This is a genomic window from Candidatus Acetatifactor stercoripullorum (assembly GCF_944382095.1).
Lineage (GTDB): Bacteria > Bacillota > Clostridia > Lachnospirales > Lachnospiraceae > Acetatifactor > Acetatifactor stercoripullorum.
The window spans coordinates 32381-47025 of record NZ_CALWMU010000007.1 but is presented as its reverse complement, the minus strand read 5'-3'; the positions used below and the strand labels follow the sequence as shown (position 1 = coordinate 47025).

At 51.0% G+C, this 14645-nt stretch carries 14 protein-coding genes; 2 read left to right on the top strand and 12 right to left on the bottom strand.

Translation table 11 applies throughout. The features are described 5' to 3' along the window. Positions 1 to 4: 4 nt before the first annotated feature. From SHK35_RS03470 to SHK35_RS03430, 9 genes are all read right to left on the bottom strand, one after another. Positions 5 to 1138: an EpsG family protein gene (locus tag SHK35_RS03470; RefSeq protein ID WP_318708587.1), complete on the bottom strand. Its 1134-nt coding sequence runs from the start codon at positions 1136 to 1138 to the stop codon at positions 5 to 7. Positions 1139 to 1192: 54 nt separating this feature from the next. Further along, on the bottom strand, positions 1193 to 1975 hold the full coding sequence (locus SHK35_RS03465; protein ID WP_318708586.1) for a glycosyltransferase family 2 protein: 783 nt from the start codon (positions 1973 to 1975) through the stop codon (positions 1193 to 1195). Between the two features lie 53 nt (positions 1976 to 2028). After that, positions 2029 to 3099 (bottom strand): hypothetical protein, encoded by a 1071-nt coding sequence (locus tag SHK35_RS03460; RefSeq protein WP_318708584.1) that lies wholly within the window; start codon positions 3097 to 3099, stop codon positions 2029 to 2031. A gap of 16 nt (positions 3100 to 3115) precedes the next feature. Further along, a complete protein-coding gene (locus SHK35_RS03455) occupies positions 3116 to 4609 on the bottom strand; it encodes an exopolysaccharide biosynthesis polyprenyl glycosylphosphotransferase (protein WP_318708582.1) in 1494 nt (497 codons plus the stop codon). A 54-nt stretch (positions 4610 to 4663) separates the two neighbouring features. Next, positions 4664 to 5431: a glycosyltransferase family 2 protein gene (locus SHK35_RS03450; RefSeq protein WP_318708581.1), complete on the bottom strand. Its 768-nt coding sequence runs from the start codon at positions 5429 to 5431 to the stop codon at positions 4664 to 4666. 43 nt (positions 5432 to 5474) lie between these two features. After that, positions 5475 to 6353 (bottom strand): hypothetical protein, encoded by an 879-nt coding sequence (locus SHK35_RS03445; RefSeq protein ID WP_318708580.1) that lies wholly within the window; start codon positions 6351 to 6353, stop codon positions 5475 to 5477. Between the two features lie 2 nt (positions 6354 to 6355). Further along, entirely contained in the window at positions 6356 to 7375 is a 1020-nt protein-coding gene (locus SHK35_RS03440; RefSeq protein ID WP_318708579.1) for a DUF6077 domain-containing protein, read from the bottom strand. 194 nt (positions 7376 to 7569) lie between these two features. Continuing rightward, positions 7570 to 7947: a sporulation initiation factor Spo0A C-terminal domain-containing protein gene (locus SHK35_RS03435; RefSeq protein ID WP_318708578.1), complete on the bottom strand. Its 378-nt coding sequence runs from the start codon at positions 7945 to 7947 to the stop codon at positions 7570 to 7572. A 126-nt stretch (positions 7948 to 8073) separates the two neighbouring features. Further along, complete coding sequence (locus tag SHK35_RS03430; protein ID WP_318702784.1) at positions 8074 to 9003, bottom strand: glycosyltransferase family 2 protein; 930 nt, start codon at positions 9001 to 9003, stop codon at positions 8074 to 8076. A gap of 133 nt (positions 9004 to 9136) precedes the next feature. Here SHK35_RS03430 and SHK35_RS03425 point away from each other — a divergent pair, with 133 nt between their 5' ends. Together SHK35_RS03425 and SHK35_RS03420 are read left to right on the top strand one after the other, a co-directional pair. Next, the gene (locus SHK35_RS03425; protein WP_318708576.1) at positions 9137 to 9601 is read left to right on the top strand and encodes a divergent PAP2 family protein; all 465 of its coding nucleotides are present in this window, start codon (positions 9137 to 9139) and stop codon (positions 9599 to 9601) included. A 116-nt stretch (positions 9602 to 9717) separates the two neighbouring features. After that, positions 9718 to 10872 (top strand): DUF3048 domain-containing protein, encoded by a 1155-nt coding sequence (locus tag SHK35_RS03420; protein WP_318708575.1) that lies wholly within the window; start codon positions 9718 to 9720, stop codon positions 10870 to 10872. Here the strand turns inward: SHK35_RS03420 and SHK35_RS03415 are convergent. From SHK35_RS03415 to SHK35_RS03405, 3 genes are read right to left on the bottom strand one after another with little or no spacing between them, the layout of a single operon-like run. Further along, on the bottom strand, positions 10810 to 11535 hold the full coding sequence (locus tag SHK35_RS03415; RefSeq protein ID WP_318708574.1) for a hypothetical protein: 726 nt from the start codon (positions 11533 to 11535) through the stop codon (positions 10810 to 10812). The two genes, SHK35_RS03420 and SHK35_RS03415, sit on opposite strands and share 63 nt — an antisense overlap. Next, a complete protein-coding gene (locus tag SHK35_RS03410) occupies positions 11528 to 13717 on the bottom strand; it encodes a hypothetical protein (RefSeq protein ID WP_318708573.1) in 2190 nt (729 codons plus the stop codon). The genes SHK35_RS03415 and SHK35_RS03410 overlap by 8 nt, the downstream gene beginning before the upstream one ends. Next, the gene (locus SHK35_RS03405; protein ID WP_318708572.1) at positions 13714 to 14586 is read right to left on the bottom strand and encodes an ATP-binding cassette domain-containing protein; all 873 of its coding nucleotides are present in this window, start codon (positions 14584 to 14586) and stop codon (positions 13714 to 13716) included. Before SHK35_RS03405 ends, SHK35_RS03410 begins: the two co-directional genes overlap by 4 nt. Positions 14587 to 14645 lie beyond the last annotated feature (59 nt).

Here is a 14645-nt window from a genome sequence, read left to right as displayed (position 1 = left end):
CCTCCTAGTTGAAAATCCAGTTCAAGTATGGCAGAAGCCTCACATCCACATCATACATTTTATACAGCAGAACCACGAAATATCCTGCAAAGGCCCCGATGACGCCTACATAGCATAGAGTACAAAACCACCCCCGCCTGATATCACGCAGAAGCCTGGGAAGCAAAAAGGTCTGAGACACGATCATATAGTAACCCACCCTTGACACCTCCGGAATAAAGGAACCGCAGCAATATACCACAAGCCCCGCCAGATTTAAAAAGAAGTAAAAGCGGTTCATCAAATCCTCTTTCAGGCTTCTTTGATAGCAGATCAGACAAAGCACAAGCACCGCTGTGCACTTTGCAATATTCACATAAGATAATTCCCCATTGTCAAAAGCAGAATTTTCATAATAGGGGTAAAAGCGGAAAATAATCTCCCTGTAAAAATTCTGGCCGAACACCAAGCTTAACAGCAGAAGGGCTCCCGCTCCATAGTGCCATTTTTTCAATTTGGCCTGGGCTAAAAGCCTGGCCGCCAGATACACAGGTATCACAAGCAGTATGGACTTATGAAAAGCAGCCCCCGCAGCAATCCACAAAATAAACTTTCCGTACTCGCCCCGAAGCACATATTTCATGGCATACAGGGCCACCGCCAAAGCCAGATAATACCGCACGGAATTAAGACTGTTGAAATAGTAGCCTCCCGTCAGCAAAAGAAACAGGGAAAAGGCGTAATCCGTTCCCTGGTCGTGAAGGGCCTTTACAAAAAAGAATACCGTCACCAGAGAAAACAGGCCGAAAATGGGAAGATATTGATCATAGCCGAACAGCTCCTGCATCCAGTCCACAACCAGGTTAAAGCCGATTTCCGAGGACACATGCCTGCCCTGTGCGATCAGCTTGAAATTATCCCGATAGACCCAGTAATCGTTTCCCACTGCAATTCTGCAGGCAGATACCCCGGCCAGCAGGCAGTATACCGCCGTTTCCGCAACCAGATTTCCAGCCTGCCTGCGCTGGAGGCCGCAAGGCTCACCAAAGGCTCTGCCTCCCCGGATACGCCCCGCCACAAAATCCCGGTTATCCACAAAAAGAGCCAGGATGACCGTGACTGCCGTTAATCCGATATATACAAGCGCACTGCTCTCCATGGCTCCTCCTTTCTCAAAGCCCCTGCCTGTTCAGGGTGGACAAAAGCGTTTTCCCTATTGGGCTTTTGCCTCCCGTATTCCCTCCCGCATCCAGGCAAAGGCCTGCTTTAAGCTTGTCTCCCTGCACAAGGTCCCCTTGTGGGCCAAAAGAAACCGAAGGGCCATCCCCAGTGCAAGTCTCCCGTACAGAAAATGGTACAGCACTCCCCTGTCATAAAAAAACTTTTGGTGATATCCGCTAAACCAGGTGGATTCCCGCTCCCGTTCCCTGCCGATGGTCACCGGAGCCGTATACACCAGAAAGCCTTTTTTCATAAATTCCTTCAAAAAAAGACTGTCCTCTCCGGCGCTGTATCTGGCACCGCCCCCGAACAGCAGAGAAAAGGTCACCCCTGAACAAAGTAGGCTTTCCCTTTTCACCGCAAAGCTCACTGCGCCGTACCTTCCACAGTTGTACCAGCGCACTCGCTTTCTTTCCGTAATTTGATAGGTTCTCCGCTCCTCCTCCACCTGGATGTGAAACAAAATCATATGAGCCTTGGGATTTCGCTCAAATTCCTTTACGATTTTTTCTGCATATCCCGGTTCATAGACGATATCCTCATCCGAAAAAAGGCAGATATCCCCCTGGGCGCGCAGGATAGCCTCATTTCGGCTTCTGCCGATTCCCCGCTCTGGAAAGGAATAAAAGCGTATTCTGCCCTCTGCTTTCTTCCGCTCCTCATAGCCAAGGCTGTCACACTGATTGATGATCACCGCGTCGGAGCTCAAATTCATTTCCTCCACAATGCGGTCTATGGACTGATTCATCACAGACGCCAGAACTTCAACTCTCATGCTTCCTCTCATTCTGCCGCGTGAGCGGCTTTATAGATTGAAAATTTTAATTTTCAATCTTCTTCCCCCGATTTGTCCTTCCCCCGCTCCAGCCAGTAATAGGCTCGAATCAATTTTTCATCAGCCTCCCATAAAATAGCAGCTGTTACTTCACAATCCTGCTGGCGCAGGTACTCCAGCGTGTATTCCAGGGGCTTTCCTGCATGGCTTCCTGCGGGCACTGCCAGCAAAATGCCGTCCATCTCCCGCAGCGTCCGGCAGACCTCCGGACACAGCGCCGGCGTCGGGGCAGGAATCCATTCTATCCCTTGGCTGCATTCCCCCAGCTTACTGGCCACAGCCGCCGGGTCTCCTCGGTCCTGCGCAAAGCAGACGCCTACACGCTTTTTTTCTGCAAATAAATAACGTATGTTTTCTTTCAGAAAGGGACTTCCCATGGTTCCCAGCACCGAAAGTCCATACCGTTTCTTTATGGAGGACGGCAGCCAAATACTGTCCTCCCCGGTCTCCTTTAAGAGAAAAATCACCACTGCAAAGAAAAAGGTAAGGAGGGCGCTCAAAAGAAAAGCCCTCCCTGGCCGCACATCCAGAAAAACCTCCTGGGCCGAAACCGCCGGGTCCACCACCCGGATGGAGGCCACCTCCTTGGTCACCTGGGGAAAATCCTCCGTCATGGCCTGCTCCACCGCCTCTGCAATCTCCAGGCTCATCTGTGGGCTCACAGTGGTCACGATGGTCTGGGGCACCCGCAGATCCGTAGGAAGCTGCGCCGCCAGGGCTTCACTCAGCTCATGGTTGGTTAATTCCCAGGAGCTTTCCTGTTCCCTGAGATGTCCCTGCACCATATTGAGAAATTCCTCTGTATGGACGTAAGTGTCCCAGGTGGCGTCGTTGATATAAGTGCCGTACTGGGACCAGTCCGGGTCTGCGTACTCCACCTTGTAGGTGGACTGGGCGCTGTAGTACACCTCCCCCCGGAGAAGCACATTTTTCACATAATAGCCTCCTCCGAAAATAAGGGTTCCTGCAAGCGTCACCACTATGATTTTGTCCAGGTTCTTCAAAAAGCGAAGGGCCGTCAGACGAAGGTCAAAGGGCTCCTTTCCATAATATCCTTCCCACATGGCTTTTTCTCCCGATTTATGACTGTTTCTCGTTTTCTGTTCTTTTCTCGTTCTCTGCTTTTTCCCCGTCCCCTGCTTTTTTCTCGTTCTCCGTTTTTTCCCGGTTCTCTGTTTTACCCTTGTACTCCTCTTTAAAGGCTGTAATCTGCTCGCTCTCCACGCCCTCCGTGCTGTCCGGCCAGAACAATATTTTCAGGGTCAAAAGCATCAGCTTTAAATCAAGCCACAGAGAATAATTCTCGATATAGGTAAGGTCCAGCTTCAGCTTATCATAGGGAGAGGTGTTGTATTTTCCATACACCTGGGCGAATCCCGCAAGACCGGCCTTCACCTTCATGCGGAAGGCAAACTCCGGCATAATCTCCATGTACTGGGCAATGATCTCCGGTCTCTCCGGTCTGGGCCCGATAAAGGACATATCGCCCTTTAATATATTAAACAGCTGCGGCAGCTCGTCGATCCTGCACTTTCGGATAAATTTTCCAATGGGCGTAATGCGGCTGTCGTTCTTCTTTGCCAGCCTGGCAACCCCGTCCTTCTCCGCGTCCGTGCGCATACTGCGGAATTTCAATATGAAGAACTGCTTCTGGTCCTTAGTGCACCGCACCTGCTTGTACAGGACAGGGCCATGATCATAGAGCTTGATGGCAATAGCCGTCAGCAGCATAAAGGGAGATGCCAGAATCAAAAGAAGCAGGGAGCATACCACGTCTACGATCCGTTTTGCCAAGCGCTGCTCCATGGTAAGACTGTACTCTCTGGTCAGCAGCAAGGGAGTGTCAAATACATGCAGCTCCTCCGCCCCCATTAAAATAACATCTGTGATTTTCGGGAGCAGATAAATGCGGATGGAATGGGCATAGCAAAACTTTAGCAGCAGATTTCTGTCCTCCACAGAAATATCCCCCAGCACCACCGCATTGCACTCACCCTTTTCATAGCACTCCATGATAGCCCGGCACAGCACATCAAAGCCCTGGTTCACATGAATGGTCTTGGTTATGCGGTATTTATCCTTGCGGCTTTGAAATTTTGCACAAATATCCTCTATGGGTCTGTCTCCGTGAACCAGCATCAGCTTTCTGGGCGGAAACATCGCCCGATAAATTCTGTTGGCAATATTGATATAGATGATAACCACCATGGTCTGTTCGGCCATCATCATGATAAATACGTTAGGCACAAAGGGCTCCCTGGCCATAATGGAAAGCTCTACATAAATCAGAATGTTTGCCAGCAGCGTGGAAAATACCTGGGAAAAAATAATCTCCACATTTTTCAGATAACCCAGGCGCATGCCGCCGTACATGGTGGACAATAAAAGCAGAATAGCGCCGTAAAAGGAAACCTCCACAATGGTTCCCCTGATCCAGAAGCCCCGTAGGGGCTCCACCACGCTGTGAGAGAAGTGATGTTCAAAATTATAATAGAAAATATAAATCTCCAGGGCCAGACAAATGGCCGACAGTCCAATGTTAATCAGACGCTTAAGAGATTCCAATTTCCTCAATTTATTTTCATAAGTGTTGGTTGCCAAGGCTGTTTTCCTCCGTCTCACCGTTTTCTAAATTCTGCGCTTTACCGCCCGCACGGCCCAGAAGCAGCAATGCCAGAGACTGCTTAAAACGCTCATGCGCTCGGCCTGGCGGTACAAATTCCAAATGCGCCGCACGGCTTCCGCCTTGTTGGAGGAAAGGGTTTTTCCTCCACGGCGGTACAACGCCAGGTTTTCATCAAGGCCGTATGCCGTGACGCCTCCTCGCAGAATCTTCCACCACAAAGCGGTATCCTCGCTTTTCATTTCGGGCATCTGAAGCTCTTTCTTTGCTATCCTCTGGGTGTCAAACATAACCGTGGTGGTAAAGATTGTGGTGTTTTTCAGCGCCTGCTTATAGTTTAAGGTTTCCGGCACCCGCACCACCTTTCCTGTGCCCTTCCCGTGCTCATCTGCAAACTCATAGCCGGTAAACGCAAAGGCGGCCTTTTTTTCCTGCATAAAGGCAAGCTCATGCTCCAGCTTCCGGGGTATCCACAAGTCATCCCCATCCAAATAAGCAATATATCTGCCCTTGGCCTCTAAAACGCCTCTGTTACGGGCTCTGGCCGCTCCCTGGTTTTTTCCCTGGCGGATCAGACGAATCCGCTCATCCCCGGTGCGCTGCCTGTACTCCTCAATGACCCCAGCGCTGTTGTCACTGCTCCCATCCTCTACAAGAAGAAGCTCCCAGTCGGAATAGGTCTGGCTGCGCACAGAGTCCATGGTCTCCACAATGAAATTTTCCACATTATATACGGGCACAACAATACTCACCCTGTTATTCGTCTCTTCCATTGTCTCCTCCGGGGAAACCTCCACGGTCTTCCCCGCTTCTTTCTCACAGCATAATCACGTAATAGCTGCCCACAGCCGCCGCCTGGCTGCCCAGCATTCCTTCAATGCTGACCAAAGTTTCCTGTGTGACAGCATTCGGCAGTACAAAGCAATTTACGCCCCTTTCCACCGCGGCGGCAAGAACCTTATCCGGCGCCGGAGCTCCCCCCCCGCTTCCATTGTCCTGAAGAAACTGCCCGGTCTCCTCCAGACTGCACATTTGCTCGTACAGCTCCCTTATCTGCTCCGGATACACATCGTAGAAATACGCGTTCAGAGCTTCATCCCACATATTTCTTCCATAAATCAGATTCACGCTTCCGTCAAGGGCTCTTGCATATTCCATCACTTCCCTGGGGCCCCACAGGCACAGGGAAGCGCCTTGCTCCTGTCTGGGAAGCTGTGCCAAAAGCTGTGCGCACTGCGCTCTTTGTGTCTGGTCTTTCTCCACATCCCAGGCAGGATGCCCCAGGCTTCCGCACAAAAGCACAAGCACAGCTGCGAGAACAAAAAAGCAGGCAGGCCGCAAGGGAAAATAGCTTCCCTCCTTTTTTGGTCCCTTTCCCGCGCTTCCCCCCTTAACGACCGCTTCCTCCGTCAGAAATTCCGTAATGCCCCAGGCGATCACGGGGGTCATGGGAACCAGACTCCATATCCACTGATAATCATAAAATTTTGTCTGATACAGCATCAATAAAGCGGCTGTCACAGGAAAAATACAGCATGCCGTCATAAGGACAGCGTAGCTTAAAAAGCCCTTCTGTGAAACCTTCTTATTTCTAAGCCACAAAAAAAGCAGCGCTGCCAGCAAAAGCGCCGCCAGCTTGCCGTCATCCGTATAATTCTGCCATCCCAGCCAGGCATTGCGAAGAAGCTCTCTCATAATCAGCCTCCTTCCCTGTGAAACAGACCCCTTGCACCTCTCGGAAGCTTCTGTATCAAAAACAGCAGAAGAGCTGCCAAAAGGCAGGCTCCCATGCCATAAAGCGTCCACACCATACATGCCTCTGCAAGAATACATAGGATAACCGATTTCCACATTTTCCGCATACACAGGTCAAAGGTATAGGGAAGCAGCACCGCCGCCCTGATTACATTGCCCCGAAAGCCGCTGTAGAGCAGCCCGAAGCCATCCATGCCGTACATATAATCTCCCCCCCATAGAATCAGGGCCGTAAAGGCCAGAAATATCCATCTTTTGGAAGGGCTTTCCGGAAACAGTCTCTCCCCAATGCCGAAAAAAGCGCAATATGCTCCAAACAGCGTAAACAAAGGCACAATGCCCCACACCACTGTGGCAGCCTCCAGTCCCGATATCCGGCACAGACAGGCATAAAAAGCCGGCAGGCACAATATCTTCAGGCGCAGAGGAATCCCCAGCTCATAAGCCTGTCCCGTCAAAGGGTTCACGCCATAAATGGTGTCCGTCTCCAAAAAGCTGTTTACGGTCTCCACGGTCATATCTCCCTGGCGGTACACCCGTCCCTGGGACGCCACGCTCACAAGCTGCAAAAGAAGCAGGAGCCAAAAGAGGAAAAAGGCCGCCTTTCCGAAACCAGAAAGTCTCTGAAAGCCCGTCCAAAGGGTTCCCCCGTCCCTATTCTGACGCTGCATATGCCCCATTTTTTTCTGCCCTCTTCTCAAAAACAGATACACGCCTGCTCCTGCGGTCAAAGCAGCGGTCAACGCGCCAAAAAGCCTGACACAACCAGAAAAAGACCACCCTGAAATCACGGCTGCCAGATATGCCGCTTCGGCCAGTCCAATCACCACAATACCTCCTGTCAGGAAAGCATCCCGGAGTCTTTTATCCCTTGCAGGCTGATTCCCATATAAAACACCCAGAGCGCACTTGCCAAGCAGGCAGGAAACCAGCGCCATTAACAGCCCTAAAAGGAAAGCCATGTCAATACCTCTCTGCCTGCCCTCAAGTCGTTTCGCAGGCTCTATTTTCACATTTTACCATAGTTATGAAATTTATACAATATTTTGAAAAAATGCCGCAGGATCACCAAGCCGGTCGTCCTGCGGCATCTGACAGTCAGCAGTAAAAAGCATACTTTATTACCTGTCTATTTTAAACAGTCATTCCTTTGCGGCTACATAGCTTTGATATCCAGGCGTACCTTGTCGGCAATGCGCGCTATGTATTCGCTGTTTGTGGGCCGTGTTTTACCCGTAGATATGGAATAACCAAACATTTTTTCAAAAGTCTCAGCATTTCCCCTGGTCCAGGAAACCTCAATGGCGTTGCGGATCGCCCGCTCCACCTTCTGGTCCGTGGTTTTAAATCTCTTTGCGATAGCAGGATAAAGCAGCTTAGTAACGCTGCTGACCACCTCCATATCCCTCCCGGAAAGCAAAATAGCGTCTCTCAAATAATGATAACCCTTTAAATGGGCAGGCACTCCAATGTCCAGCATAATATCCGTAATATATCTTTCTAGTTCGTAGTCCTTTACAGCAGTGATCTCCATAATGAATTCCCCTTTCATATGTCGAGTACTGCTCTTTACTGCAACCGTCGAAGTAAATTTTAACATATTCGTCGAAAATTGCAAACATTTTTCATCGCGCAAACCCACATATTGTGTTAAAATTTCTTATATTTCTTCTTTTGTCAGGTAAATCGGACGATTTTTGACTTCCATATAGGTTTTCGCCAGGTATTGTCCCAAAATGCCCGTACAGAAAAACTGGACGCCGCCGGTCATGAGGATAATGCAGACTAAAGAGGGCCAGCCCGACACAGGGTCCCCGAAGATCAGCTTTCTCACAATAATAAACACAATCATCAGAAAAGCCACGGCGCAAAACAGCACCCCAACCAGAGAAGCAAGCATCAGCGGCACTGTGGAAAAGGCTGTAATGCCGTCTATGGAATAAAGCAGAAGCTTCCAGAAATTCCACTTGGTTTCTCCCTTGGCCCGCTCTACATTTTCATATTCCAGCCACTTTGTCTCAAAACCCACCCAGCCGAAAATTCCCTTGGTAAAGCGATTATATTCCCGCATAGACAGAATCGCGTCCACCATTTTCCTGGTCATCAGACGGTAATCCCTGGCGCCGTCCATAATCTCCGTTTTGGATATCCTTTTCATCAGGCGGTAAAACAATCTGGCAAAAAAGCTTCTCACCGGGGGCTCCCCTTTTCTGCTGACCCTTCTGGTGGCCACGGAGTCATAGCCCTGTTCCACATAGGAAAACATCTCCGGCAGCAGTGAAGGCGGATCCTGCAGGTCCACATCCATCAGCACCACATAGTCTCCCGCAGACCGTTCCAGCCCCGCAAACATGGCAGCCTCCTTGCCGAAATTCCGGGAGAAGGAAATCATATGCACCCTTTCGTCCCGCTCATGAAGCTTTTTGATCTCCCGCACCGTGCCGTCCTTAGATCCGTCATCCACATAGATCACTTCTATCTCCACGCCTTTTCCACGGAAAAAATCATGGTTCTTCATCAACTCCGTGTAAAACAGCTCTACGCTTTCCTCCTCATTAAAACAAGGTACGATCACACTTAGTAGGCTCATAGGCTCCTCCCGTCCAGCTTGATTAGTTTCAGTATACTATCCCTGCCTTAGATTCGCAAGACGAAAACATGGACTTTTTTCCGGCAAAAGGGTATAATAACAGCAGGCTTACTTTGAGATAGGAGAGAGGAAAATGTCCTTTTTTCAGGAATTATCCACCAATACCATGTTCTGGGCCGCTGTGCTTTCCTGGTTTGCGGCGCAGCTTTTAAAAACACTGATTCACCTGTTCTTAACCAAAAAATTTACCGCTGAACGGCTTGTGGGCAGCGGCGGTATGCCCAGCTCCCACTCTTCCACAGTCTGTTCTCTGGCCACGGCGGCATACTTTGAATACGGTGCGGGAAGCTTTGAGTTTGCACTATGCTTTTTTCTGGCAATTATCGTCATGCACGACGCCATGGGAGTACGCTGGGAAACAGGCATACAGGCAAGGCTGTTAAACAATATGCTAAAAACCTTTGAGGACATGGGCCGCAGCGAATTATCCGCTCAGGAAAAGCTCAAGGAATTTGTTGGACATACACCCCTTCAGGTGTTGATGGGGGCTTTGCTGGGTATCCTGCTCACCGTTTGCATTTACAGCCTGCTTTCATAATATTAAGAAATCTTAATTTTGCCATCCCATAATGACGGGTGGAATTTTTTGTGCTATACTGGCAAAAGAATGGAAAATCTCTTTTTCCATAAAACAGCAACAGGAGAGAAAACAATATGAAAAAAATAAAAATTTGGCTGACCCTTGCCGCTTCCGTCGCCCTTTTGTGCGCCTGCGGACAGTCGGAGGATATTCAGAGTCCCATAATCGTGGATGAAGAACCCATTGCAACACAGTCCTCGGAAACGGATGAAACACTTTCCGGCACCGACAGCACTCAGACAGTGACAGAGGACGACACTCTGCCTCCCAGGGAGGGCATGGTCCGCAGCAGACTCACCAACGAATGGGTGGATGAAGAGGTGGCAAATACCCGTCCCATCGCAGTGATTACACCCAATGAAAGCAATGCCATTCCCCATTATAATCTTTCCAAAGCCTCCATTTTATATGAGGCCAACGTGGAAGGGCGCATGACCCGTATGATGGCCATTTACGAGGACTGGCAGGATTTGGAGAAAATAGGAAATGTCCGCAGTCTCCGTACCTACTACGCATACTGGGCCTTTGAGTGGGATGCCTTTCTCGTGCATTTCGGCGGCCCCTTCTTTATCGACGAGCTGCTGGCTCAGTCCACCACTCAGAACATAAACGGCAGCGCCGGCGGTGCAGATGAGCAGGCCTTCTTCCGCAGTACAGACCGTAAATCCCCTCATAACGCCTATGTTTCCGGCCCCGGCATTCTGGAGGCGGTGCAGGATAAGGGCTACAGTCTGGAATACCGCGGACTTGCCGACGAACAGCATTACAACTTTACCACGAAGGCCGAGCCCAACACTTTGGACCAATACGGAAATGACGCCCACAGTGCAACCTACATTGATATGTCCGGCTGCTATCCCTTGACCAGATGCTATTTTGAATATAATGAGGATGATGGCCTGTACTACAGATCCCAGCATTTGTCCGGTTCCACCGACGGTCCTCACATCGACGCTGTCACAGGTGAACAGCTGACCTTCAAAAACATTCTGGTGCAGTACACCAAAAGCGAGGATCTGGGAGAAGGATATCTGGCTTTCCAGTGCCATGACACCACAAAGGACGGCTGGTTTTTCACAAACGGCAAGGGCATCCATGTGACATGGGAAAAAACCTCCGATTACGGCGCTACCCGTTACTATGACGACAACGGAAACGAGATTACCTTAAACACGGGAAAAACCATGGTGTGCATCGTAGAAGAGGGCGACAATTTTACCTATCGGTAATACCAGCAGAGCACATTGCACCAAAACCATGTTGGCCGGCATCGTAAAGACCGGGTCCAGCTCCTCCAGCGTGAGAGGATACTGAATAAAAAAGCTTCCATCCCAAAGCCCCAAAACCTCCGGCAGGGGAAGAACCCTGCACAAAAACGGTATAAACATCCATCCATATACCAGCCAGGGCTTGATCCGGCCTAAGAGCCAGCCGCTTCCCAAAGCAAATGCCAAGGTGGGAAGAATGGTAATCAGTGCGGGGGCCAACAATTCCCCCCACTGATACCAGTCAAAATATGTTCCGTAAAACACGGCGGCTTCCGCCAAGCAAAAAAGCGCCAGTATTACGGTTCCCACCAAAGCTGCGGCGCACCGGGCCAGCGCATACCGGCCAGGCGCCATCTTGGCAGCATGCGTGAGTACGGCCACGCGCCGGGCTTTGGGTGAGATAAAAAAGGTCAGGAAAAACAGTGCGCCGATCCACAAAAGCGGCAGCATCCGGCTCAAATAGTCCCCAAAGCTCCAGGGAGAAAAGGGGGCGGTGTGGGACACTCCCAAAATTGTCACACCGCTAAGCACCTGCCATCCATAAAACAAAAGTACCATTACAAGTCCAAAGAAAAACTTGTTCCACAAAAGCCTCTTACATTCATAGACAAATATCTTACACAAGGTTCAGTTCCTCCTCCGTCAGCCCGCAGGCGTCTAAAAAATCCTGATAAGTCAGATACGGGTAAGTCCAGTCCAGTTCCCGGTTAAACAAATCGTACAGAATTCCATCCATAGCTTCCTCGCCGCCCACCAGCTGCTGGGCCTTCAATATTTTAAGCGGCATCTCGCAATATTGGCGCACATAAGACAAATCCCCCGTAATCTCCAGCTGCTCCTCCTGGGGCAGCAAAGCCAGATACTCCGGATTTCTCACGTAAAAATTCAGGTAATAATCGTCCACCGCCCGCTGCCATTGCTCTACGTAGTTTTCCTGGGCATAGGCCTCTCCATAAAGCGCTTTTACAATACGGTAAGTAGTGTAAACCGTCAGCCCCTCTGCCGACCAGGGACTCCCATCCTCCGATACGTCAAACATATTACCCAAGCCCCACCACTGGTGGACCAGTTCGTGAATCATTACCTCACCGGGAATGGCTCCCTTGTCCCTGTCATTCAGATTCGCCGCAGTAAAATCCGCCTCGTCCAGCAGGCTGGCTCCGTCCGTGGCATAACCTCCGCCGGAAACCCGGCTCTGAATGAGCTTGAGGGTGCCGCCCGTGCCGAAGGACAGGGAACCATAATTCTCTGTGCAGTAATCTATCACCGCTTGTACAGCCTCCACTGCTTTGGCGGACTCCATCACAGCCTGATGCCTGCGACCATAATAAAATTCTATAGTGATACCACCAGCCTGGATCTCCCGGCATATGTAATCCCCGGCATAGAGAATGCCTCCCACGCCGTTATCCTCATAGCGCCATACTGCGGTTCCATCCTCATTCTTCGCCACATTCTCCGCCCGGCTTTCCCCAAAGGGGATCACTGTCATATGACTGGGCAGGGTAATTTCCACCGTTGTGGGATACATCCCCTGATCCGGCAGTACATTCATCAGGCGGGGCGCCAAGGCCGCGTTTTCCAGACACAGGTACTCTGCACTGATCTCCGCTCTGCCCTGAAAGGCGGAAGTATTGCAATCCTCACGGGGGAATCCGCCATACTCCACCACCAGTTCTACCATTTCCTCCGCCGGGATGGCAACCTCCAGCATAGCCTCGTTATATTCCTGATACTCCCCCAGGTCAAAAGGCGTCTCCACCCCGTTTGCACGGACGGAAGAAATGGTATAACCCGGGTTTACGCCAAATGCCACCAGCTGAGTCTGACCGGAGGTATTCTGAAGCTGATAGGCGGCCCTTCCCGTTACGGTGCCGTCATCCGTATCCGGGTATACCCAGGCAAAGCGGCGGGAGCAGGTAACTCCTTCCAGATAAGGCATTTCATAAAAGGACATAACCGTTTGATCCGGGTTGCTGTGGTCCACCATGGGCTGAGAAGCAAAGGCCATACCGGAACAAACAAGGAGCACCAAGGCAATCACCGGGCGATACCACCGCCGAAGGCTGCGGCACAGAGAGCCAAAAAGCCCCTTCCCGTACTGCCGGATGCCAAGCCAGGACAGCGTCCAAATCCCGGAAAGGGCCGCCAGCCAGGTCAGGCGCATATAAGCCACGGAACGAAAAATCCGAAAGTTGGAAAAGTCGTCCGACAATGCCCACACACAGGGGTTCAGCCAGCACAGCTGCCAGTCATCCGCCCAAACAGTGAGACTAAGACCTCCAAAGGCAGCAAACAGCACCAGGGACAAGTCCACCCGTCTGGTAAACTGATAGGCGGAGGCTGCACTCAAAATGCCAAGGGGCAGAGCAAGTCCCATAAACAACAGGTATGCCAAAACATAATCCGTACTGTCAAACACAGAGCCGATCATTCTCCAGCTGACAGGCAGCCAGACCAGCATGGTGATACCCACTGTCAGCAACGCTGCTGCAGTGAGGGCCAGCAGACGCACCAAGGCCATACACAGCGGTGAAACCACCGCATCCATAAGCTCATCTGCCCGGCTGCGGCCTGCCCGGTCCAGCTCAAACACCCCAAGCAGGCCAAACAAAATGCCCCCCACAACACCGCCGGCCAAAGCCGGATTGGCCAGGTACATGGAAAGCATGGTACTGGATGCAGCCGGCTTATATAAAGTCAGCCCAGCAAGAGGGGACAAAACCGTCAAAAAAACCATCAGCCAGGTAAGAGGGCTTTGCAGGAGCCGTCCCAATTCCAAGGGAAACAGTCGAATTCTTTTCATTTTGCCACCTCCCTGGAAATCAGATAAAGATAAGCATCCTCCAGCGAGGGCTCCGACGGCTGGGCACAAGCCGGAAGAGTGTCTGCAACCGCCCGGCACCGGATACCCTGACTGGTGTTCACCCGGGCCGTTATATGCAGTCCCTGCTCCCAAACAGCCTCCTGTTCCCAAAAAACACCCACATGCCCCATTGCTGCCTGAATCAGCTGCGCAGGAGTGCCCACAAACAGAATTCTGCCATGATTTATGACCACAAGCTGGTCACACACTGACTGTACGTCCTCTATGATATGAGTGGACAGCAGCACCAGACGATTCTGCGCCGTCCTGGAAAACAGATTCCGAAAGTGGATACGCTCCTCCGGGTCAAGACCCACTGTGGGTTCGTCAAAGATCAAAAAGGAGGGATTTCCCAGCAGCGCCTGGGCGATACCCACCCGCTGACGCTGGCCCCCTGACAGGGTGCGTATCCTGGCATTTGCCTTCTCCTCCAGGTTGACAGCCAAAATTGCCTCCCGAATTCCACCTTTGGGGTCCCGCAGTCCCTTCAGTGCAGCCATGTAGTCCAGAAATTGTGCTACAGTCAATTCATCAAACAATCCAAAGTCCTGTGGCAGATAACCCAGCCGTGCCTTCAGCAGCTGCTCCGTTGAGCGGTCCGTTTTAGTCAGACTGTGTCCGTCCACCAAAATCGACCCGGAGGTTGGTATCAAAGCGGCCACCAAAAGCTTCATCAAGGTGGATTTCCCCGCGCCGTTTGGCCCCAGCAGACCAATGAGGCTGGGCGCATTAAGCTCCAGATTGAGCTCCTTCAGTGCCTGCTTCCCGTTTGGATAGGTCATGCTTACGTTTTGAATGCTAATTTTCATCCTATCAGTATCCTTTCTTTTTGAGATTGCATACAGGATACCAACGTAATATGAAACTG